Source organism: Parasphingorhabdus sp., from assembly GCF_036963705.1.
GTDB lineage: Bacteria > Pseudomonadota > Alphaproteobacteria > Sphingomonadales > Sphingomonadaceae > Parasphingorhabdus.
Genome location: NZ_JBALUT010000017.1, coordinates 33,699 through 54,180, shown reverse-complemented (window position 1 = coordinate 54,180; position 20,482 = coordinate 33,699). Strand labels below are relative to the sequence as shown.

The 20,482-nt window shown below is 55.1% G+C and carries 23 protein-coding genes, 1 tRNA gene and 1 pseudogene; 12 read left to right on the top strand and 13 right to left on the bottom strand.

Translation table 11 applies throughout. The annotated features are described in order from the left end of the window. Positions 1–337, bottom strand: a pseudogene (locus V7680_RS06255) (NAD(P)(+) transhydrogenase (Re/Si-specific) subunit alpha); the annotation flags it as partial. A 307-nt stretch (positions 338–644) separates the two neighbouring features. Here V7680_RS06255 and V7680_RS06250 point away from each other — a divergent pair. Further along, positions 645–2,072 carry a sigma-54-dependent transcriptional regulator gene (locus V7680_RS06250; protein WP_335652427.1) on the top strand — a complete coding sequence of 476 codons (1,428 nt, stop codon included), beginning with the start codon at positions 645–647 and terminating at the stop codon, positions 2,070–2,072. Positions 2,073–2,198: 126 nt separating this feature from the next. Beyond that, the gene (locus V7680_RS06245) at positions 2,199–2,804 is read left to right on the top strand and encodes a hypothetical protein (protein WP_335652426.1); all 606 of its coding nucleotides are present in this window, start codon (positions 2,199–2,201) and stop codon (positions 2,802–2,804) included. A gap of 43 nt (positions 2,805–2,847) precedes the next feature. Here V7680_RS06245 and V7680_RS06240 read toward each other — a convergent pair whose 3' ends face one another. Continuing rightward, positions 2,848–4,281, bottom strand: coding sequence for a DEAD/DEAH box helicase (locus tag V7680_RS06240; protein ID WP_335652425.1), 1,434 nt, complete (start codon positions 4,279–4,281; stop codon positions 2,848–2,850). Positions 4,282–4,389: 108 nt separating this feature from the next. Then, positions 4,390–4,893, bottom strand: coding sequence for a hypothetical protein (locus V7680_RS06235; RefSeq protein ID WP_335652424.1), 504 nt, complete (start codon positions 4,891–4,893; stop codon positions 4,390–4,392). 171 nt (positions 4,894–5,064) lie between these two features. On the opposite strand from V7680_RS06235, the gene V7680_RS06230 reads away from it, so the two are divergent. Beyond that, the gene (locus tag V7680_RS06230; RefSeq protein ID WP_335652423.1) at positions 5,065–6,513 is read left to right on the top strand and encodes an FAD-binding oxidoreductase; all 1,449 of its coding nucleotides are present in this window, start codon (positions 5,065–5,067) and stop codon (positions 6,511–6,513) included. A 51-nt stretch (positions 6,514–6,564) separates the two neighbouring features. Next, positions 6,565–7,353 (top strand): SapC family protein, encoded by a 789-nt coding sequence (locus tag V7680_RS06225; protein ID WP_335652422.1) that lies wholly within the window; start codon positions 6,565–6,567, stop codon positions 7,351–7,353. 229 nt (positions 7,354–7,582) lie between these two features. Here the strand turns inward: V7680_RS06225 and V7680_RS06220 are convergent, their stop codons facing one another. Beyond that, entirely contained in the window at positions 7,583–8,476 is an 894-nt protein-coding gene (locus V7680_RS06220) for an N-formylglutamate amidohydrolase (RefSeq protein WP_335652421.1), read from the bottom strand. A gap of 132 nt (positions 8,477–8,608) precedes the next feature. On the opposite strand from V7680_RS06220, the gene cpdR reads away from it, so the two are divergent. Further along, a complete protein-coding gene (gene cpdR, locus V7680_RS06215) occupies positions 8,609–8,986 on the top strand; it encodes a cell cycle two-component system response regulator CpdR (protein ID WP_335652420.1) in 378 nt (125 codons plus the stop codon). A gap of 43 nt (positions 8,987–9,029) precedes the next feature. Continuing rightward, positions 9,030–9,104, top strand: a tRNA-Val gene (locus V7680_RS06210). 21 nt (positions 9,105–9,125) lie between these two features. On the opposite strand, the gene V7680_RS06205 is transcribed toward V7680_RS06210, so the two are convergent. From V7680_RS06205 to rpmF, 4 genes are all read right to left on the bottom strand, one after another. Then, entirely contained in the window at positions 9,126–10,142 is a 1,017-nt protein-coding gene (locus V7680_RS06205; protein ID WP_335652419.1) for a helix-turn-helix transcriptional regulator, read from the bottom strand. Positions 10,143–10,278: 136 nt separating this feature from the next. Then, on the bottom strand, positions 10,279–11,250 hold the full coding sequence (locus V7680_RS06200) for a beta-ketoacyl-ACP synthase III (RefSeq protein ID WP_335652418.1): 972 nt from the start codon (positions 11,248–11,250) through the stop codon (positions 10,279–10,281). Next, positions 11,247–12,290 (bottom strand): phosphate acyltransferase PlsX, encoded by a 1,044-nt coding sequence (gene plsX / locus V7680_RS06195; RefSeq protein WP_335652417.1) that lies wholly within the window; start codon positions 12,288–12,290, stop codon positions 11,247–11,249. Before plsX ends, V7680_RS06200 begins: the two co-directional genes overlap by 4 nt. 52 nt (positions 12,291–12,342) lie before the next feature. Continuing rightward, positions 12,343–12,522: a 50S ribosomal protein L32 gene (gene rpmF, locus V7680_RS06190; protein ID WP_176279738.1), complete on the bottom strand. Its 180-nt coding sequence runs from the start codon at positions 12,520–12,522 to the stop codon at positions 12,343–12,345. A gap of 197 nt (positions 12,523–12,719) precedes the next feature. On the opposite strand from rpmF, the gene V7680_RS06185 reads away from it, so the two are divergent. Next, the gene (locus V7680_RS06185) at positions 12,720–13,112 is read left to right on the top strand and encodes an MAPEG family protein (protein WP_335652416.1); all 393 of its coding nucleotides are present in this window, start codon (positions 12,720–12,722) and stop codon (positions 13,110–13,112) included. Positions 13,113–13,118: 6 nt separating this feature from the next. Here the strand turns inward: V7680_RS06185 and V7680_RS06180 are convergent, their stop codons facing one another. Continuing rightward, a complete protein-coding gene (locus tag V7680_RS06180; protein ID WP_335652415.1) occupies positions 13,119–13,781 on the bottom strand; it encodes an MBL fold metallo-hydrolase in 663 nt (220 codons plus the stop codon). Positions 13,782–13,837: 56 nt separating this feature from the next. Next, positions 13,838–14,458 (bottom strand): S24 family peptidase, encoded by a 621-nt coding sequence (locus V7680_RS06175; RefSeq protein ID WP_442954979.1) that lies wholly within the window; start codon positions 14,456–14,458, stop codon positions 13,838–13,840. Between the two features lie 217 nt (positions 14,459–14,675). Between V7680_RS06175 and V7680_RS06170 the strand changes: the two genes are divergently transcribed. Further along, positions 14,676–14,819, top strand: coding sequence for a hypothetical protein (locus V7680_RS06170; protein WP_335652414.1), 144 nt, complete (start codon positions 14,676–14,678; stop codon positions 14,817–14,819). Further along, a complete protein-coding gene (locus V7680_RS06165) occupies positions 14,809–15,153 on the top strand; it encodes a hypothetical protein (RefSeq protein ID WP_335652413.1) in 345 nt (114 codons plus the stop codon). Before V7680_RS06170 ends, V7680_RS06165 begins: the two co-directional genes overlap by 11 nt. 6 nt (positions 15,154–15,159) lie before the next feature. Here the strand turns inward: V7680_RS06165 and V7680_RS06160 are convergent, their stop codons facing one another. Both V7680_RS06160 and V7680_RS06155 read right to left on the bottom strand, forming a co-directional pair. Continuing rightward, the gene (locus V7680_RS06160) at positions 15,160–16,158 is read right to left on the bottom strand and encodes a hypothetical protein (protein WP_335652412.1); all 999 of its coding nucleotides are present in this window, start codon (positions 16,156–16,158) and stop codon (positions 15,160–15,162) included. A gap of 61 nt (positions 16,159–16,219) precedes the next feature. Then, the gene (locus V7680_RS06155; protein WP_335652411.1) at positions 16,220–17,452 is read right to left on the bottom strand and encodes a TIGR04063 family PEP-CTERM/XrtA system glycosyltransferase; all 1,233 of its coding nucleotides are present in this window, start codon (positions 17,450–17,452) and stop codon (positions 16,220–16,222) included. A 109-nt stretch (positions 17,453–17,561) separates the two neighbouring features. Here V7680_RS06155 and V7680_RS06150 point away from each other — a divergent pair, with 109 nt between their 5' ends. Genes V7680_RS06150 through dgcA form a run of 3 tightly spaced genes read left to right on the top strand, consistent with a single transcriptional unit; the run spans position 17,562 to position 20,150 of the window. Beyond that, positions 17,562–17,729 carry a hypothetical protein gene (locus V7680_RS06150; protein WP_335652410.1) on the top strand — a complete coding sequence of 56 codons (168 nt, stop codon included), beginning with the start codon at positions 17,562–17,564 and terminating at the stop codon, positions 17,727–17,729. Then, positions 17,722–19,134: a putative O-glycosylation ligase, exosortase A system-associated gene (locus tag V7680_RS06145; RefSeq protein WP_335652409.1), complete on the top strand. Its 1,413-nt coding sequence runs from the start codon at positions 17,722–17,724 to the stop codon at positions 19,132–19,134. Before V7680_RS06150 ends, V7680_RS06145 begins: the two co-directional genes overlap by 8 nt. A 35-nt stretch (positions 19,135–19,169) precedes the next feature. After that, positions 19,170–20,150: an N-acetyl-D-Glu racemase DgcA gene (gene dgcA, locus V7680_RS06140; RefSeq protein ID WP_335652408.1), complete on the top strand. Its 981-nt coding sequence runs from the start codon at positions 19,170–19,172 to the stop codon at positions 20,148–20,150. Here the strand turns inward: dgcA and V7680_RS06135 are convergent. Beyond that, positions 20,147–20,440 (bottom strand): putative quinol monooxygenase, encoded by a 294-nt coding sequence (locus V7680_RS06135; RefSeq protein WP_335652407.1) that lies wholly within the window; start codon positions 20,438–20,440, stop codon positions 20,147–20,149. The genes dgcA and V7680_RS06135 overlap by 4 nt on opposite strands. Positions 20,441–20,482 lie beyond the last annotated feature (42 nt).

The following is a 20,482-nucleotide window of genomic DNA, read 5'->3' as shown; positions in this document are numbered from 1 at the left end:
CATCAATGCCAAGCTTGGCATAAGCATCAACCCGGTCACGCTCTCCGAAAGGATTGAGGCTGGCAACCAGCCATGCGCCCTTCTTGATGCCCTTCAGTGAAACCGGATCCGGCCCCTGCACCGCCAGGACAATGTCGGCATCTTTCAAAACCGCTTGCCGGGTGCCGATGGTTGCGCCCATGTCCTGATAATCTTCGTCGGCAACCGACGCTGAAACGCCAGCCCCTTTTTCGACGGCCATCGAAGCGCCAAGAGCGATGAATTTCTTGACCGTTTCCGGCGACGCGCTAACGCGCTTCTCGCCATCGGCAAGTTCTTTCAAAACCGCAATTTTCACAAACCATTCCAATCAGTTAGGATATAAGAATTACCACTAATATTGCTACAATAGCGGACCCGATTGTTCCGATTTTCAACAGCGACAGAAACCGGCTGTAAGATTCCTCAGCTGCGTCAAAATTATTATCTGATGTCATGATATCCCCATATTTTCGTTCAAAACAGGCGCGAGGTGTAACCGTATATTAGCCTCCGCTCAAGCCCTAGCCACAGTCATATTAAATAGAAAATTTATCCACCCCTTAATCGGCTCTTTACCGGTTGCCGCTAATGCTATGCCTCATTCTGGGACAATCGGGATAAAAATGGTACAAAACGGCACTAAATTACTGCTGCTGATCGATGATGAGCCCGCGCAATGCCGGTTGATATCCGCGCTCGCTTCACGGGCGGGTTTCCGCACGATCTACGCCCGCGACGCGGAAACCGCGATTGCGACGCTCGGCACGCAGGACGGGATGATGCTCGACGCGATCATTCTCGACCATTGGGTGCCGGGTTCCGAATCCACAGAACTGATCGCCGAATTGAAATCCCGCCGCCCTGCTTTGCCGGTTCTGATGCTGACAGCGGTCGGATCAATCGCCGAAGCCGTCGACGCCGTGCGCGCTGGCGCCACCGATTATCTGATCAAACCGGTCGCCCCCGAACTGATGCTCAAGGCACTCAACGCCGCAGTCGAATCGTCCAAGGATGACGGGGAATTGCGCCCGCTCACCGAGAAGATCTCGGTACCGCTCGAATTTGAAGAAATTGTCGGCGCTGCACCGGCGTTCCGCGCCGCACTGGCGATCGCCGCCAAGGCAGCCCGCGCCCGGGTTCCGGTATTGATCGAAGGCGAAGGCGGAGTCGGCAAGGAAGTGATCGCCGACGCGATCCACGCCGCCAGCCCTCGCGCCAAGCAACCGATGCTCAAGCTCAATTGCGGCGCAATCACTGGCAATCTGCTCGATTCGATTTTGTTCGGTCACGAAAAAGGCGCGTTCACCGGCGCGTTCGACCGCAAGATCGGGCTGCTTCAACAGGCCGAGGGCGGCACGATTTTCCTTGACGAAGTCGACCGGATTCCGCCGGAAACCCAGGTACGCTTGCTGCGTTTCCTGAAACATGGGGATATTCAGCCGCTCGGCAGCCCGAACAGTTTCCAGCTCGATGTCCGGATCATAGCCGCGACCAATCGCAAGCTGCTGCTTGAGGTCGAGAAAGACAATTTCCGCGAAGATCTCTTCTACCAGATGAATGTCGTCCAGCTGACCATCCCGCCGCTGCGCGACCGCACCGGCGACATTCCGGCACTAGCGCGCCATTTTCTGGCCCGCCTCGCGCTCCAGCCCGGCCTTCGCAGCCTCGGAATCACCGACGAAGCGCTCAACCTGCTGCGCAGCTATCGCTGGCCCGGCAACGTCCGTCAGCTGCAAAGTGTGTTGTTCCGCGCTGCCGTGATGTGCGACCGCAACGCCCTGACCTGCGATGAATTTCCGCAGATCGCTTCCTTTGTCGCCGAATCCGACGATGCCGACCCGCATCTCACCCATAGTCCGGAGGGCATCGGGATCACACTTTATTGCGAAGATGGCAATTTGCGCCCACTGGAAGAAATCGAAGCCGACGTCATCCGCCTCGCCATCGGCCATTATCGCGGCCGGATGACAGAAGTAGCGCGAAGACTGGGCATCGGACGCTCGACCCTCTATCGCAAGCTGGCTGACCTCGGAATCGATAACGCCGCGTAGTTACACGATTTTTTTGTTGGATATCTTGTCCGATCCTGTTGGATTTGACATTTTCGGCCAAGAACAGTTTCGCAAAATCCAACATCGCCATTGATGTTTGGCACCGCTGGTCTTAAGTCTGACATCATGAAAAACATGCTTCCAACTCTTCCATTCGGCGCGGCCTTGACGCTCGCGCTCCTACTCTCGGCCTGCGGAAAACAGGAAGCGGTGGGAGATGTTCCATCCAGCGAGGAACTGGCGCAGCAAGCAGATGCCGCAAGCCAGGCAATCCGCGACGAAGCCAACGCTGCTGAAGGTGATAGCGGAGAGACTGCGATCGATCTCGCTACCCTTGATAGCTATGCCAATGCGTTGCGCGGTTATTCGATCATGGTGCCCGGCGGCTGGACCGTCGACAAGTCCGCCAGCGACGACAATGGCCGGGTCTATACCGACGCCAAAAGCGGCGCAAAACTGGCAGTCAGCTGGGTTGAAAATCGCGAAGACGCGGCCTGGAGCAAAGCCGTCCAGGCGATCGAGGACGGCAGCGACGCCATGGAAGGCGCGCCGATCGGCAAGAATGAATATCGCGCTTCGGGAATTTTGACCAACGGCCAGCAATCAAGCCAGCGACTGCTGCGCAAGCCCGATGGTACAATGGTCCAGGCCGAAGTCAGCTATGATGCCGAACAGGCTAAATCGACGGATCCATTGGCCGCAACGATATTGGACAGCCTGACCCTGCAATAGCAGCGGCCTGGCGTCCGATTTTATCTAAAGTCTGAAAATCTGACTAGCGGTTGAGCTTGGCATCCAGGAAACTGGGCATCGGGCCATTCCAGCCATCATCGGCACCATCATCCTTGCGCTCCTGAACCACGGGCGGTTTTTCTTCCCGGACCTTGGCAGCACGTGCCGGTTTCTTCGGCGCGTCGTCTTGCTGTGTCGGCTTTGGGGCATCTTCTTGCTGCGCCTTTTTCGGCCGTTCATCCTGCCGTGGCTTCTTCGGTGCATCATCACGCCGTGGCGCTTTTGACTTTCCTGACACAGGCTTGTCCGAAACGGACTTCGCCGGAGCCTTGTCAGTCGGCAAATCGCCGCCCTTGCTACCCTTGCGTTCCGTGCGGACCGGGATCTTCATGCCGGTCAGTTTCTGGATGCTATCGACATGTTCCGCATCGCTGCGGGTCACAAAGGTGATCGCAACGCCGGTGGCACCAGCACGGCCGGTACGGCCAATCCGGTGAATATAGTCATCCGGATGCCAGGGAATATCGTAATTGATAACATGGCTGACGCCCTTGATGTCGAGCCCGCGGGCGGCGACATCGGACGCGCATAAAATATTGATTTCACCGGATTTGAACCGGTCCAGTTCCGCGAGACGCGAGCTTTGATCCATATCGCCGTGAATCTGCCCGGCATCAAAACCGTCCTTGCGCAAGCTTTGGCACAGATCACGAACCTCGGTCTTGCGATTGCAGAAAATGATCGCGGTATCGACGCCTTCATGATCCAATATGTCGACGATCAATTTGCGCTTGGCCTTCGGAGCAACCTCCATCAGCGATTGATCGATCGAAGTATTCGCCGTTGCCGGACGAGAGACCTCGATATATTTTGGATTGTTGAGAAACTGGTCCGACAATCGCTTGATCGGCGGCGGCATGGTGGCCGAGAACAGCATCGTCTGACGCGTCGCCGGCAGTTTCGAGCAGATCGATTCGATATCGGGAATGAAGCCCATATCGAGCATCCGGTCCGCTTCGTCGATGACCAGCAATTCGCAGCCCGACATCAAAATCCGTCCGCGATCGAAAAGATCCATCAACCGGCCCGGTGTCGCGATCAGGACGTCGACGCCTTTTTCCAGCGCCTTGATCTGGTCACCCATGGAAACACCGCCGATAAGCAACGCCATGCTGAGATTATGGTTCTTGCCATATTTCTCGAAATTCTCGGCAACTTGTGCCGCCAGTTCGCGGGTCGGCTCAAGGATCAATGACCGCGGCATACGTGCGCGCGACCGACCATGAGCCAATATGTCAATCATAGGCAGCACAAAGCTTGCCGTCTTGCCGGTGCCGGTCTGGGCAATGCCGATGATATCTTTCATCATCAATACAGGGGGTATGGCTTGGGCCTGAATCGGTGTCGGTTCATCATAGCCAGCTTCGGCTACGGACTTGAGCAGTTCTTCAGACAGGCCGAGATCGGCAAATTTCATAGCGGTTCCGGAAAAATATAGGATGCAACATTGCATCCTGTCTTAGCCTCTTGGACTTAGCGGGGCAATGATCGCATATCCCGAATTTGTCAAGCTTTCTCGCTTGATCTAGCGTTCTGGGACAAGTTCTCGGAAACGTTCAATTTCACATTTGGCCCCGGTTCGCGAGTGCAAGATATCGCGCCCCGCGCACATTTTTCCGTCTGCCGATTTCTCCATATAAAAACCGGAATAGAAACTGCGCGCCTGACAATTTTCCTCGAGCTGCGCCCGGACGCGCTTGCGGTCCTTTGTCACGAGATCGAGAAATTGATCCGAAAACATCTGCACGCCCAGAATATTGTTCATTGGCAGGCATTTGCCCATTTTCTTTTCACGAAAACTTTGCTGCGGAATCTCCCGCGCAAAATCGGCCCTTGGCGCCAATTGATTCGGCCGGCGACGTGGCACCCGGATAATGACCCGCTTTTCGATTCGCACTTGAGCAAAGACCAGCGGACGCGCCGGTACATAGGCCCTGGTCGTATCGGTAGACGAGTCATCCACCTGCTGCATACCGTGCGTTTCAGGCACTGAGAGCAGTAATATAGCTATAAGTGACAGGCTCACCAAAATCCCTTAATTAACCCTTGGCTTTGCTATAACAGCGACGATTGAATATTGCATGAACTGACAAATTACCATTTTGGTTATCTTGCGGCGCCTTATCCGCCGACGTACCGGTCAGACCGGGCTCGAGCGCAAGACGACGAGAAGTTGGCCCCGAAACGCAGGAGCAAAGACATGCCGAAAACGGCAAATTGGCTAGAACAGATGCAGACGGTCGTGGGCGCCAAGGGCTTTACCAGCGCTGCCGACGATATGGCACCCTGGCTCACAGATTGGCGCGGCCGTTATACCGGCGCGGCAGCGGCGATGATCTCGCCAAGCAACACGCAAGAAACCGCAGAGATACTAAAAATCGCAAATCAAAATGCCATCGCCATCGTTCCTCAAGGTGGCAACAGCGGCATGGTCGGCGGCGCAACTCCTGATAGCAGCGGTCGGTCGATCATCCTTTCCCTCCGCCGCATGAACCGGATTAGAGCGATTGAATCGGAAGACCAATTGGTCCTGTGCGAGGCCGGCGTGATCCTTCAAAATCTGCATGAAGCGCTTGCGGCAGAAGGACAGAGATTTCCGCTAACTCTCGGCGGTAAAGGCTCCGCCACGGTAGGCGGTCTCATTTCTACAAATGCCGGCGGCACTCAGGTGCTGCGCCATGGCACGATGCGAGCGCTGGTTGCTGGAATCGAAGCAGTGCTGCCCGATGGGACGATCCTAGAAGGTCTCGCTGCGCTCAAAAAAGACAATCGCGGCTATGACCTGAAACAATTGTTCATCGGCGGTGAAGGCACGTTGGGCATTGTCACTGCAGCAACATTGAAAACAGTGCCCGCTCTGGTGGATCGTTGTGTTGCCTGGGCCGCCGTCGACAGCACGGACGCGGCCTATCGTCTCTTTCAATTTCTCAACCGCCGCACGGCGCATGCGCTGGAAGGCTTTGAAATTATCCCTGCGACATGCCTGGATTCGGTTCTGCACCATATTCCCGGTACCCGTTCGCCTCTGACCGGCGTGCATCACTGGCACGTACTTGTTGAAATCACACGTGACCAACCGGATGCACAAGATCCGCGAACGGTGGCCGAGGGCCTCCTCGCCGAAGCGCTGGAACGGAATCTGATCGAAGACGCAACGCTTGCGACCAGCGAACAGCAAGCAGAGGATTTCTGGAAAATCCGGGATTCGATTGCCGAAGCGGAACGCGCCAACGGCCCGGCATTGCAACATGACATCAGCGTTCCTGTGCCCAGCATGGCGCGGTTCATTAATGAGGCATCCCCGGTTATCGAAGCCAATTTCCCCGGTACAAAGGTTGCTGCATTCGGCCACATGGGAGATGGGAACGTCCATCTTCACGTAAAAGCACCAACCGGCGTGCAAGCACTGGAATGGATGCGAGACTTTGGAAATCAGATAACGCCGCTAGTCCATGACCTCGTGATCGCAGCGGGCGGCTCGATCTCGGCCGAACATGGGATCGGACAGAATAAGCGCATGGAATTGGAGCGATTGTCGTCGCCGGGACGGCTCTCCATGTTGCGCGCGATTAAAACAGCGATCGATCCCAAGAACATTATGAACCCGGGTAAACTCGTTCCTCTTGCGTCCGGCCAGTCAGGCTCTTAAAGCCAAGGCAACTAATTTGGTCTCAACAGTCATTTTTCGGAGAAACTAACTATGGCGAGCACGCCGCAAGCACAAGCACTACCAATGTTCTACAAGGACCTGGTCCCGCTCAATTCCAAAGAGCATGCAAATTGGAAAGCCAAAGGGCTCGACAATGCTTCTTTCATGCAGAAGCAACATGCCATTCCGATTACCACCGACGAATTCGCCAATGCCTCACGCAGCTACCCGATTGTTTTCTCTGTTGGCGACAGCAGTGTTCCATTGATTCTAATGGGCCTGAATGAAGGCGTGAACACGTTCATGGATGATGAAGGTCATTTCAGCGAACTGTCCTCCTATGTTCCAGCCTATGTTCGCCGCTATCCCTTCATGCTTGCAAAACTCCGTCCGGACGCTGAAGAACTCTCACTCTGCTTCGATCCGACGACTGATGCTATCGGCGACTTTAAGGAAGGCGACCCGCTTTTCGACAAGGATCAGCCAAGCCAGACCACGAAGAACATACTGGATTTTTGTGAACAGTTTGAACAGGCTGGACAGCGCACCGGACAGTTTGTCCAGGAACTGGAAAAGCTGGAGCTGTTGATGGACGGCGAAGTATCGATCCAGCAAACGGGCGTTGAAAAGCCGTTTGTCTATCGCGGATTCCGGATGGTCAATGAAGAAAAATTGCGAGACATGCGCGGCGACGAGCTCCGCAAGATGAACCAGAATGGCATGTTGCCGTTGATCTACGCCCATCTCTTTTCGCTTCAGCTGATGCGCGAAGTTTTTGCGCGGCAGGTTGATGCTGGCAAAATGCCGCAAGTAACCGAAGCGCCGTCGGTTCAAGTCTGACCGGTTCACGACATAAATTATCCTGGTCGGTCCGGTTCAACCGGACCTACCAGGAGGGAATAATTTTCCGGTGATAGGGTCTTGCAACTCGTGCCAGGAGCGCCCACATTATGGTTGTATGGGACCGCATCCCCCGATCGGGTCCATACGGGCATTTCTTTGAAATGCCACCTCCCTGAACCTTGGCCACCTCGCCGATCCGGCGAGGTGGTTTTTTATTGAGAATCTCTCATTCCGCTGCTTCAAGCTGACAGCGACCCAATAGTTGATCGGCCAGCATCACGCAGCAATCGCGGATTAATTCCGAAAGCGGTTCGGCAGCATCGGTCGGCTCGCGCAAACTTTCATCGAGATATAAAGCCCGGTCCACTTCGAGCTGCAACGCATGAACATTGCGCGCAGGCTTGCCGTGCCGCTCCAGTATATAACCACCGGCATAGGGATGGTTGTTCATGACGTGATAACCACTCCTTTTAAAATGAACTGCGGCCAGTTCGGCGTAGCGCGAATCGGAACTGCGCCCGAAACGATCGCCGATGACAAATCCGATCTGGCGACGATCCTGGTCGAACACCGACGGCATGCTGTGCAAGTCCAGAAGCAGCGCGCATCCAAAGACGGATCGCATCTGGTCGAGAATATGCGCAACCTCGATATGATAAGGCTCATGGTCCTGCTCGATACGATCCATGACATGCTGATGCTGCCATTTCTCCCGCCAAAGATTGCCCGCACCATGCAGTCGCCGCGGCAATATGCCCAAACCGCCGCGGACTTTCCTGCTGATGTGGGATGTCTGAGATGGGTCCATCCCGGCCACCATATCCGGGTCGATTTCGGTTGGACTGCGGTTGAGATCCACCCATGCCCTTGGCTTGCGCGCGATGATCAACGGAAAGCTCGCAGCGGCGGCGGATGCGGCCAATCGATCCACATAGCGGTCTTCCAACCGGAGCAATTGGGAAGCCGGCACATTCAGATTGTCGATAAGCCGAGACGGATAGTCCCGCCCGGCATGGGGCACGCTGATCAGCACCGGGAATTTAAATCCGTCGACATTGGCCAGAGAATAAGCTGCAACCTCGGTCAAATTTCTGCTGGAACCGGCGTTAGGCATGTTCATGCTCCAAAAAACCTGCATATTTCCCTGAAAAAATTATCGATTCCCAGAAAAAATTAACCGATTTGCACTTATACGGCGGTCTGGGCATAATAGCCCGTCTGTAATCAGGCATATTCTGGAAGGCTCGACAATATGATCCGAATTCTCCTCGCGGAAGATGAACAAGCAATGCGCGAGCATCTTACACGGGCGCTTGAGAAAGCCAACTATGAAGTCGTGGCAGTGGATCGCGGAACTGCGGCGGTTCCGCTACTCGAATCACAAAGGTTCGATCTGCTTTTGACCGACATCGTGATGCCGGAAATGGACGGAATCGAGCTTGCACAACATTGCGCTTCGGTCTGCCCCGAAACCCAGGTCATGTTCATTACCGGATTTTCCGGTGTAACATTGCGCGCCGGACAATCGGTTCCAAAGGCCAAAATATTGTCAAAACCCTTTCATTTGCGGGATCTGGTTCTCGAGGTTGACCGGCTGTTCGAACCGGACAGTATCAGCGACCTGAATTAAGCCTTGCGCCAGCCGAAGCGGCTGGCTAGACGGCCTCCAGCGTGGGCGTATAGCTCAGTGGTAGAGCACTTCGTTGACATCGAAGGGGTCGTGAGTTCAACTCTCTCTACGCCCACCATTTCACAAAATACGATATTGTTTAGGCAGCTAGCGCCGTTGACGCGCTGGCGTCCTGGCTGGGTGGATGGCCATACCAGCTTGTATAGGCACGCGTGAAAGCGCTCAACTCGCTATAGCCCAGCTTCGCGGCTATTTCCGAGAGATTGCGGGTCCCTTCGAGAAAATAGAGATTGCAGGTATCACGCCGGACCTGCTCCAGCAGCTGGCGATAGGACATGCCCTGTGCAACCAATTTGCGCCGTAAGGTCCGTTCCGCCATTCCGAATGTCATGGCCGCGGCATCCAGACTTAGACCAGATTTATCGAGTAGATATAATAGATATTCATAGGTCAATTTCGCGATATTTTCCCGCTCGAACCTACTTTTGGCAAAAATCGCCTTCTGGCGACCGGTTGCGCAAACGATTGCTGGATTTTGACGCGGCATCGGCTTGGTCATCGCCGAGCAATGATATTCGAGATAGGTCGACGGTCGATTGAAATGGCACGGAATGGGGCCTCGGGACGAATTGCCTTCCGGTAGTCCCTTGAACCCTTCTGGACGGGGATGAGAGAAATGCGCTGCTTTCACAGTATGGAAGCGACCCTCCGCCAGCGATTCTCCGCAATGGTAGATCAGGGCAAAGACAATGTGCACAAGGTCGGGGGAAACCGCCATATCCTGATTCCACACCAGACGATCGCCCGAAGAGAGCGGCATCAGCTTTACCATAGGCTTTTCTCCACCCAGACGTTGTTCCGCTACAAGCTGGATCAGCGCTTCGCCAAAACTGGGTTGAAAAAAGGCAGCAAAACCGTGGTCGGAAAAACCCTGCGGCACCATTTTCTCGCCAATCGCAGAGTGGATATCCGCGCAGCTCAGCTCTTCGCGCGCAGCAGCACAAAGACGGGCAATCGATTCAGGCCTCAGTTGAAAGCCGGGGTCTCGCAATTCAGATTCGGAACATTGCAACGCATTCAACAACTGGGGCTTACGAGCTTGGAGAGCGTGACAGCTGAGATAGGCGCGATAAAGGAACTGTGCGGAAATCGTCAAGCTTGAGGATATCGGATAGGCCATGCTGCAAAGCTAGAGGCCGAATTGCGACTATCTCAACTGGCTTTCGACAAAGATGTAAAATTATCGACGAAGATGCTGATCCCGCACCAATCTATAAACGAAAACAACGTGTTCAATATCGGATGACCGACGCACCCCAGGTAAATCCGCCGCCCATAGCCTCCAGCACTAGCAAATCGCCGGGCTTGATTCGACCATCGCGCACGGCAGTATCCAGCGCTAAAGGCACCGATGCCGCAGACGTATTCGCGTGTATGTCGACGGTCTTGATCACCTTTTCTGGCGCGAGATTGAGTTTCTTGGCAGTAGCATCCAATATCCGGGCATTGGCCTGATGGGGAACCACCCAGTCGACATTCTCAATCGACTCACCCGATTCCTCCAGCACTTCTTTCAATACCGAAGAGAGGTTGACGACAGCGTGGCGAAAAACCTCGCGGCCTTTCATACGCAACTTGCCGACGGTTCCGGTCGTCCCGGCTCCGCCATCGACATATAGCAACTGATTATGAGCGCCATCAGCGTGCAAACGGGTAGCAAGAACGCCGCTTGTCCCATGTTCGCCCGCAAGCACTATCGCGCCAGCGCCATCACCAAAGAGCACGCAGGTGCCGCGATCTTCCCAGTCAAGGATACGACTGAATGTTTCAGCGCCAATCACCAGTGCCTTTTGGGCGCTACCAGCCCGGATCATACTCTCCGCAATCGAAAGCGCGTAAAGGAAGCCGGAACAAACCGCAGCAACGTCAAAAGCAACGCAGCCATTGCAGCCAAGCGCATCCTGAACGATTGTTGCTGTCGCCGGGAACGTCTGGTCCGGGGTCGCTGTCGCGACAATGATCAAGTCGATGTCTGCGCTCTTGTAACCAGCGGCTTGCATGGCTTTTTGGGCGGCTTCGATCGCCAGGCTGGATGTGGTCTCATCATCCTCGGCAATATGGCGAAACCGGATGCCGGTACGTTCGACAATCCATTCATCGGTTGTATCAACCCGCTGCGCCAGATCGGCATTGGAGACCCGGGTGCGCGGCAATGCCGAACCGGTTCCCTTGATGACAGCACGTTTGGCGGCGACGACGGTCATTTCGCCACCTCGGTCATCGGGGTCGCTTCGCTGATTTTTTTCAGATCTTCGCTGATACGTTCCAAAATACTGTCCTCCACCAGCCGAGCGGCGACTTCGACAGCATTGGCGACGCCCTTCGCATCTGCGCTACCATGACTTTTGACCACCACACCGTTCAAACCTAAAAACACGGCGCCATTATGATTATTGGGGTCGAGCTGGTCGCGGAGCATTTCGGTCGCTGGCCGCGATATCAGAAATCCGATCTTGGAGCGCAGACTGCTCAAAAAACTGCGTCTCAGCAGGTCGGTGACAAACCGGGCGGTTCCTTCGAGCGCCTTGAGCGCCACATTGCCGGAGAAACCATCGGTCACGATCACATCGACCTCACCGGTGGAAATTTTGTCGGCCTCGGTAAATCCGAGAAAATCCATATGCAGGCCGGCAGCACCTCTCAGCGTCGCAGCGGCTTCCTGAATTGTGCCAGTACCTTTAGCTTCTTCAGTTCCGATATTCAGCAGCTTCACCTTGGGCCGATCAAAACCGTGCATGATCCGGCTGTAAGCCGCACCCATCACAGCAAATTGTACCAGGTTCCGACTATTGCATTCAGTGTTAGCACCAAGGTCGAGCATAACGACATCAGTGTCTTTCATCGTCGGGAGCAGCGCCGATAATGCGGGACGATCAATGCCCGGCAGCGTGCGGAGCGCCAGTTTGGCGATCGCCATGAGCGCACCGGTATTGCCGGCACTTACCGCCGCGCTGACCTCACCGGTCTTCACGGCATTGACAGCCATGCCCATCGATGTTGTTTTGGAACCGCGCAGCGCCTGCGAAGGCTTGTCATCACCGGACACGACGTCCGGTGCATGCAAGATCTCGGATGCCGCGCTGAGATTGGGATGATCCTTGAGCGCTTCTTTGATCTGCGCTTCATCACCGACGAAAAGGAACTGAAAACCGGCATGGCGGTGACGCGCGAGAGCGGCACCGGCAACCATGACACGCGGGCCTTCATCTCCGCCCATCGCATCAATCGCGATTCGCGGCCTCATTCCCACCAGTTATTCCCCTTGATTGCGCGTCAGAAGTCCAGAGACTAGCTGATTAAAGATCAGCGGCCAAGACTTCACGGCCATTATAATGGCCGCAAGCTCCGCACATGTGGTGCGGACGCTTCAATTCACCACAATTCGGACATTCCTGATAAGCTTCGACTTTCAAAGCATCATGAGACCGGCGCATACCGCGTTTCGACGGTGTAGTTTTTCTTTTTGGTACAGCCATTGCTAAGCCTGTTCTTTAAATTTAATATCAAGTGCCTGCATCCAAGCCAAACAATCCAGTCTCCGCCTTATTGGAGAATCACCTGGTTGAAGTTCAACGGATTGCACGCGAAGTGGCGCGTATAATGAAATTCCTGTGCGTTGCAAGCATTGTGCTTCTATAGACGGCCTATAATTTTCATACAACTGGGGGACAAGATGATTTTACCGATAACATTGACCATAGCGGGCGCTGCTGCGCTGATAAATATCTGGCTGATGATCCGCGTAGGACAGGTTAGAAGCAGCGAAAAGGTCAGCATTGGTGATGGCGGCAATGAAAATGTCATCCGCCGCATGCGCGCCCACAGCAACTATATCGAAAGCGCGCCATTTGTCGTGCTGCTGGTTGCAGCGATCGAAATGGCTAGCGCTACCTCCCCCACTTGGCTCTGGGTCCTCAGTGGCGTCTATCTGCTCGGCCGCGTCGCTCATGGAATCGGTATGGACGATGGCAAATTTGGCAAAGGCCGGATGATCGGCACACTGATCACGATGCTGACGCTTCTGGGGCTCGGCGTTTATGCGATCACAATTCCCTATTTGGGCTAGATCTGCCTAACGAGCAGCCAGAACATCATCCGCAACGAATGCATTGGTTTTGCGCTCATAGCCAAATTGACTGGTTGGGCCATGACCGGGAATGAAGGTCACGTCATCACCCAGAGGCCAGAGCTTCTGGGTGATAGCGTCGATCAGATCCTGATGATTGCCGCGCGGGAAATCGGTGCGTCCGATGGATCCCTGAAATATAACGTCGCCGACCACCGCCAGCTTTGAAGGCTGGTGGTAGAAAATGACGTGACCGGGCGTATGGCCGGGGCAGTGAATGACGTCGAGCACCAGATCCCCGACAGTCACCTGATCGCCATCCTTGAGCCAGCGGTCCGGCTCAAAGCTTTTTGCCTGCATGCCGTATTTCGCGCCGTCGTTTTCCAATTGGTCTATCCAGAAACGATCATCCTCGTGCGGCCCCTCAATCGGAATACCCAGTTCTTCGGCCAGCATCCCCGCTTGTCCGCAATGGTCGAGATGACCATGGGTGATGATGATCTTTTCCAGATCAACACCATGATCCTCGACCGCTGCCTTGAGCCGGGAGAGATCACCGCCGGGGTCGCTGAGCGCGGCCTTGTTGGTTTTTGTACACCATAGGAGCGTGCAATTTTGCTGGAGCGGGGTAACCGGAATAATCACGGCCTTGAGAGGTGCTTCTGTCATGTCAGGCTATTTGGCGGCTACGCCCCAAAGTTGCAAGCCGTCTATTGACCGACCGGTTAAAGACGTCGCCCGGTCCAGACCACCCGGCCAATGATGTTCACGCTATCGGCGCTGACATCGTCCCAGTCAGGATATTGCGGATTATCACTGCGTATCGATAATTTCCCCGATGGCCCCATTGCGACGCGCTTGACCAGCAGCACATCGTCCATACGCAGCACATATATACCATCGCGCAATGGTCTGGAAGAAGCACTGTGATCGACCATGATGTCGTCACCATCGCCCAAAGTAGGGTCCATCGAATCGCCATCTACTGCAATCAGCGACAAGTCGGCGGGATCCAGGCCCAGCCGCCTGAGCCATTTCGGTCCGAACCCCATCGATTCGGCATATTCATCGTCCGCCAATGATCCCGGACCAGCCGAAGCCCCAACTTGCAATTGTCTGATTCGGAGCAACCCCGCGGAAGCGACATGGTCGCCCCGCCCGGCATCGCGTTGCCTGGGTGCACCAAGCAAGCCTTCCTCGACCCCGTAAAACTCCGCCAACCTCCGCCGGTCATCCTCGTCGAGCTTTTTGGGTGAACCACGACGGATATATTGCTGGATATACGCTGGATTTTTGCCGAGCATTTTCGAAACCGCCGCAAAGTCATGGCCGTTTTTACGGATCAATTCCTCTAAATTGGCGCGCGGGTCTGTGGTCACAATAGATGCGACATAACTGCGCTGGCCGAATTTGGCAATAGGATTTTTCCTAGACATGTAGGAAATTAGATTTCAAATAGGAATTTCCCTATTCAACGAGTCGCCATTTCGGGCGCCGATCAACGAGAAGGAGATTGCCTTGCCATTGTTACGAAAAATAGAGATATTTCTAAACGAAACCGACATGGCGTGGACTAAGTTCGGGCGGCTGTCGGTCCGCGATCCAAGGTTTGTCGAGGATTTGCGCAACGGACGCCAACCCGGAAAGACCGTATCGGACCGGGTAGAATATTTCATGAACTTGTGGCGGACAGACCATGCCGGTTGATCCAGTGCGTTTGAAAAGCTGCCGCAGAGACCCCGGCTCGTTGCTTGCCAAGCAAATAGAAGCGCTGGCCGGAGTTCGAGCCAGCGTCACTGTGGAACGCGAACGTCCCTGGGCAAGCATCACCTTTACCGGTACGCGCCATAGCCTAGTCGTCCATTGGAACGGCATCGCCGATCCTGATGTTATTAAAAAACTGGCCCGAACATTGCCGGAACACGAATTTGCAATCCCCGGGCATTTCATCGCCGATCTATTGGTAATCGAGCAAACACAGACTCATTTGCGGCTAGAAGCCCTATCGATCACCGATCCCGTCCAAAGCGAACGCTCTTAGCACCGATCACCGTTGAGCGGTCATGCGCTCCAAGGTGCCTAGCGCAGCCTTCAAAGCTGCATCCATATCCGCTTGCCGATCGTCCTGAATGTCAATTTTAACGGAATCGACTGACCGCAGCGGAGCGATGGCAACCGCAACGGGCTCTTCTTGGGTCCCCGGCAATGGAATATCTTCTTCGACAGCAAGCGGTTGCGCAACAGGGCTCGCTGGAGGAGAAACTACCTGTCCACGCGATTCGAGCGCTTCGAGGCGACGCAGACCTGCTTCCAGACGGTCCGCAAGCTGAGCAAGAGACAAAGCAGTCAGATCCTCGCGAGGCACAACCGTTTCTTCGGTTTTTGTAATATTATCATGTTGAACCGAAACCGGCACCGGTGTCGGTTCCAGCTCGTCCGGCGAATGCAGCGTCTTGTCGGCCACAAACGGGGCGGGCGTCACAACTCTCGGCGCTGGCGGCTCATCAGATTCGACGTGATTTCGCGCTATCTCTGGTTGCTCGAACGGCTTAATTTTTTCCACAAGCGGAGCGCCGAGATCGGAAGACGCAAAAATTGGTTGCCGTGCAGGAGCGTCGGGATGACTATCCGCTGTTCTGACGTCTGGCAGATCCTTGAGTTCGGTCACCTGACCGGCAGATTTTTTAGGCTTCTTGAGAAACTTGGTCAGCGATTTGGCCGAAAGATTCAGCTTCGGTAAGCTATACCGTGATTTACCGTCATGCTCGACGTCCCTCGATTCCGAGGTCAGATTTCTGCGAATTGCCAAGCTCATATCGGAGCCTCCTTCAAGAGATTTCGTTTTAGAATTTAGAAATAGGTAGAGTGCCGAAGTGGATACGAGACCCATCAACACGGCAACCAGACCGCGCGCAGTATTGCCCAAGGGCGGTGCAGCGGCGGGTATGATTTCGGAAAGCCCCGTCGTACCGATAATATTTTCCAGATAGACGTGCGGCAAGGTCGCAACCACGAGTGCCGCTGCGATACCTCCTGCTACGGCCATTGCGGGCTGCTTAAACCGAGCCATATCCTGCTCTATCGGGTCCACATCATTCTCCACCAGCTCAGGCCGCGCGATCATAGGATTTGCGCGCAATCAACCTTTGGTAAACAGGAGTGTAACGCAAAATGTTTGACGACCAGTTACGATCCGCCTCAACAAATTTCCGTGCTGTTTCAATAGTTTGAGGCCATGATCCCGTGTTATCGAGCAAATTGGTCAGTTTTGCAGCGATTTTTTCCGGGTCACCTGCCGGAAAAAGCGTGCCGGTGATACCGTCTGAAATCAGCTCGCGGTGACCACCGACATCCGATGCTGCAACTAGCCTGCCCTGCGCCATCGCTTCCAGAGGCTTGAGCGGCGTCACCAGGTCCGTAAGGCGCATCGCCTTGCGCGGATATACCATGATGTCCATCAGGCCGTAAAATCGTTCGACTTCGGCATGTGGCACCCGACCAGTGAAGGTTACTGCCGAACCCACTCCTAGCCGATCCACCTGCGCCTTCAAGGCGTCCTCCCTCGGGCCACCGCCGACCAGCAACAGATGCACAGCCGGATGGTCGCGCTGGATCATTGGCAGAGCCGCGATAAGATCGTCGAGTCCTTCATAGTCATAAAAGCTGCCGATAAATCCCAGTACCGGTTTGCCGGTCAAACCCAATTCCGTCAGAAGATCAACGTCGCGCGCAGGTGGTTCCCCGAACAGGTCCAGATCAACCCCATTGGGCGAGACGGTGATTTTCTCCGACTTCACGCCGCGCTCCATCAGATCAGACCGCAGACCTTCGCAGATCACCGCCACCGCATGCGCGCCGTTGATGACATGATTCTCAAGCTGTCGCGTCAGCCAGTAACGCGGGCTATTAACCTTGCTCGTGCCGTTGCCGACAGCGGCATCTTCCCAGAAAGCCCGTATCTCATAAACCAGCGGCAGGCCCGATTTTTCGGCGGCGCGCAAGGCAGCCAGTCCGTTGAGGGCGGGCGAATGGGCGTGCAATATGTCCGGCTGCCACTCGCGGATGACTTGGTCGATGCGCTCCGCCAACACCGCTACTTCCCGCCATTCACGAATCGGTGATGGCCCTTGAACCTGATCCAGGGTGCGAAAAAACTGGAGATCATCGGCCTCTTCCAATGGCTGTTTCGCGATATAGCCGTGCTGATTCTGGCGCACGCCGGTGACTCCGGCGACGGTCAGACCGGCAGCGATTTGCGCCTTCATGATCGCACGGGTGCGGAAGCAATATCCGCTGTGCAGAGGCAGACTGTGATCGAGGATGTGGAGAATACGCGTCATGGCACAAAGCCTTGCCAAAAAAGGATTAACGTCCCGTCAACCCAATGTCTGTATCGCGCGATAATAGAAGAGCGTGTTTTTGCCGCTCGTGCCGGGATGGATTGGTTCGATGATAGACAATTTCTCTATCGCTTTGACGCATGGCTTGCTGCTGCTTGCAGCTTGGCGTCTGATCCATCGTGACGATCTGGATATCGAAGAGCCACCGGAACGCAACAAAGACCCTGACGGGTTTCTGCAGCGACCGTCCAGCAGCGGATCACGCTCCGATGCGTGATCTCGTCTTTGTTGGATATCTTGTCGCGCTGTTATTCATCGCGTTCAAACGGCCATTTTTGTTCACCCTGGTCTACGCCTATGTCGATATTGTCGCGCCGCAGCGGTTGAGCTATTTCATGCTCAACTCGGTGCCGCTGTCGCTGATCGTATTCGCCTTGGCCTTCCTTGGCTTTATGTTTGCCGATAATAAACAGGATAGTCGCTTTTCCATCCGACAGGCGATGATGATCCTGCTGCTCGTCTATTGCGGATATACCACGCTGCAAGCGGAAGTCCCTGTAGGAGCGCTTGAAAAATGGGACTGGGTTTGGAAGGCTCTGGTTTTCGCCATATTCCTGCCGCTGACGCTCAAGACCAAATTGCGGCTTGAAGCGCTGGCCCTGTTCATGGTGCTGTGCGCAGGTACGTTGATCATCACTGGCGGGATCAAGACATTGGTCTCTGGCGGTGGTTATGGCGTCCTGGTGTTGCTGGTCGACAACAATAGCGGCCTGTACGAGGGGTCGATCATCTCCACGGTTGCGATCTGCATAATCCCGCTGATCCTGTGGCTCGCCAATTACGGCACGATTTTCCCGCCCGACTGGCGAGTGAAGGCTTTCGCTTATGCCCTGGTCTTTGCAGCCTTGCTCATCCCCATCGGTACCCAGGCCCGCACCGGTCTGGTCTGCATCGGGGTCTTGGCAGTGCTGCAATTGCGTTTCGTCCGCTATCGAATGCTCTACGCAGGCCTTGCGATGGCAGTAGGTCTGATGTCGATCCCATTTCTCCCGCAAAGTTTCACCGAACGGATGGCGACGATCGAAAACTACGAAGCCGACCAGTCTGCTTCGACGCGCCTCGCGGTCTGGCGATGGACAATTGATTACGTCAAGAACAACCCGTTTGGGGGTGGTTTTGAAGTCTATCGGATCAACAAGCTGACATATGAATTGTCGGAAGTAGACGTCACCCAATATGAAGAGTGGGGCATTGATCCAGACGATGTGGACGCCCGGGTGGTAGAAGACGAAGCGCGCGCATTCCACAGCAGCTATTTCGAGATGCTCGGCGAGCAGGGCTATCCCGGTCTGATCCTGTGGGTGCTGATCCACTTCGGCGGCCTGTGGCGGATGGAGATATTGCGTAGAAAATATTCGAAATCGGAAAAGCAAGGCGAGCAATGGGTGGCTCCCCTCGCCATTGCCCTGCAGCACGGTCACATCATCTTCCTCGTCGGTGCATTGTTCGTCGGAATCGCTTATCAGCCATTCGTCTACATGCTGGTTGCACTTCAGATAGGCCTCGACACCTATATGACGCGCAGATCGGCAGAGGCGCAGTGGCAGCCGATTGCCAACCGGTTAACCGGAGTGGCGAAACCGAACGCCTTGCCGCAGTCGCGCAGACCGTTCACAAATTGAATGGCGCTTTTACCATCCCGCACTAGAAGCAGAGCATGACACTCTCTGTTTCCGCGACCGTCGAACGATGGCCTGTCGCTGGCTATTTCATCATCAGCCGGGGTGCCAAGAGCCATGTCGATGTCGTGCGATGTGTAGTTTCGGATGGCATCAACACAGGCACGGCAGAGGCTACGCCGATATATTATGAGGGTGAAAGCGCCGAAGAATGTGCGGAAGGGATCGTACAATTTGCCGCCGCGCATCCCGGGCTTGATCGCGCGACCCTGCTCCAGAACATGCCGCGGGGAGCCGCCCGCAATGCGCTCGATTGCGCGCTCTGGGACCTGGAATGCCGACAAAAAAATACATCCTTGTGGCAATTGGCAGGACTTCCCGAACCTTTTCCTTTGATCTCCGCTTTCACCATATCGCTTGGCCAGCCGGAGATCATGGAAGCGCAGGCCCGTCAGGCGGCATTCAACGGACAGAGACTGCTGAAACTGAAATTATCGGGCCAGGACGACCGTGAACGGGTTGCTGCAGTTCACCGCGGTGCGCCCGATGCCCGCCTTATCGTCGATGCCAATGAAAGCTGGAACGGCCTCGACGTTGCGGCCGAAGCTTCGCAACTGGCCAAATATTCTGTCGAATTGATCGAGCAGCCGGTCAGCGCCGGGCAGGATCATCTGCTCAGCGGCGTCCGGTCACCGGTTCCGCTCTGCGCTGACGAAAGCTGTCACACCAGTGCAGATGTCGAGCGGCTTGCGGCTTATTATGATGTGATAAATATCAAACTCGACAAAGCCGGTGGTTTGACCGAGGCGATGGCGATGGCGCATGCCGCGCAAGCCATGGGACTGAAAATCATGGTCGGCTGCATGCTCTCGACCTCGCTCGGAATTCAGCCAGCATTCGCACTGGCTCAACTCGCTCACTGGGTTGACCTCGACGGGCCTCTGCTGCTCGCAAAAGACCGCGCCGACGCCTTCCAGTTTGAGTTTGGCCGAATATTACCCGGCGTTAGGGCGGGCTAGATTCCGTCCAGATATTCGATTACCGGAGCGGCTGCCATGCAAGGCGCCAGCTTCGGACCGCTTGCCCGGAAATGTTCGGACTTTCCATGCGCTTCCAGTGCCGCTTGATCGACATAGCGCTCGAGCACTTTATATTGCTGAGGATTGTCTTTGCACTGAAATGCTGCGTAGAATTCATTGCCCGGCTCATTGGCGCTGACGGCTGCCATTAGCTCGGAAAATGCTGCTTCGAAATCGGCATTCTTGCCTTCTGCAACGGTCAATGTTGCGACTACACCTATTGATGCCATGATATATTCTCCTTGATAGATAAGGGCCGGCGTTTCTAAGCC

Bases quoted from the DNA above. Each gene is read 5' to 3' on its own strand.
- rpmF (WP_176279738.1), bottom strand. From the start codon at position 12,522: ATGGCTGTACCAAAAAGAAAAACTACACCGTCGAAACGCGGTATGCGC.
- V7680_RS06155 (WP_335652411.1), bottom strand. From the start codon at position 17,452: ATGACGCGTATTCTCCACATCCTCGATCACAGTCTGCCTCTGCACAGC.
- V7680_RS06135 (WP_335652407.1), bottom strand. From the start codon at position 20,440: ATGGCATCAATAGGTGTAGTCGCAACATTGACCGTTGCAGAAGGCAAG.
- dgcA (WP_335652408.1), top strand. From the start codon at position 19,170: ATGACACTCTCTGTTTCCGCGACCGTCGAACGATGGCCTGTCGCTGGC.
- cpdR (WP_335652420.1), top strand. From the start codon at position 8,609: ATGATCCGAATTCTCCTCGCGGAAGATGAACAAGCAATGCGCGAGCAT.
- V7680_RS06165 (WP_335652413.1), top strand. From the start codon at position 14,809: ATGCCGGTTGATCCAGTGCGTTTGAAAAGCTGCCGCAGAGACCCCGGC.
- plsX (WP_335652417.1), bottom strand. From the start codon at position 12,290: ATGAGGCCGCGAATCGCGATTGATGCGATGGGCGGAGATGAAGGCCCG.
- V7680_RS06160 (WP_335652412.1), bottom strand. From the start codon at position 16,158: ATGGCCGTAGCAGGAGGTATCGCAGCGGCACTCGTGGTTGCGACCTTG.
- V7680_RS06150 (WP_335652410.1), top strand. From the start codon at position 17,562: ATGATAGACAATTTCTCTATCGCTTTGACGCATGGCTTGCTGCTGCTT.
- V7680_RS06220 (WP_335652421.1), bottom strand. From the start codon at position 8,476: ATGAACATGCCTAACGCCGGTTCCAGCAGAAATTTGACCGAGGTTGCA.
- V7680_RS06180 (WP_335652415.1), bottom strand. From the start codon at position 13,781: ATGACAGAAGCACCTCTCAAGGCCGTGATTATTCCGGTTACCCCGCTC.
- V7680_RS06225 (WP_335652422.1), top strand. From the start codon at position 6,565: ATGGCGAGCACGCCGCAAGCACAAGCACTACCAATGTTCTACAAGGAC.
- V7680_RS06245 (WP_335652426.1), top strand. From the start codon at position 2,199: ATGAAAAACATGCTTCCAACTCTTCCATTCGGCGCGGCCTTGACGCTC.
- V7680_RS06170 (WP_335652414.1), top strand. From the start codon at position 14,676: ATGGCGTGGACTAAGTTCGGGCGGCTGTCGGTCCGCGATCCAAGGTTT.
- V7680_RS06185 (WP_335652416.1), top strand. From the start codon at position 12,720: ATGATTTTACCGATAACATTGACCATAGCGGGCGCTGCTGCGCTGATA.
- V7680_RS06200 (WP_335652418.1), bottom strand. From the start codon at position 11,250: ATGACCGTCGTCGCCGCCAAACGTGCTGTCATCAAGGGAACCGGTTCG.
- V7680_RS06240 (WP_335652425.1), bottom strand. From the start codon at position 4,281: ATGAAATTTGCCGATCTCGGCCTGTCTGAAGAACTGCTCAAGTCCGTA.
- V7680_RS06250 (WP_335652427.1), top strand. From the start codon at position 645: ATGGTACAAAACGGCACTAAATTACTGCTGCTGATCGATGATGAGCCC.
- V7680_RS06230 (WP_335652423.1), top strand. From the start codon at position 5,065: ATGCCGAAAACGGCAAATTGGCTAGAACAGATGCAGACGGTCGTGGGC.
- V7680_RS06145 (WP_335652409.1), top strand. From the start codon at position 17,722: ATGCGTGATCTCGTCTTTGTTGGATATCTTGTCGCGCTGTTATTCATC.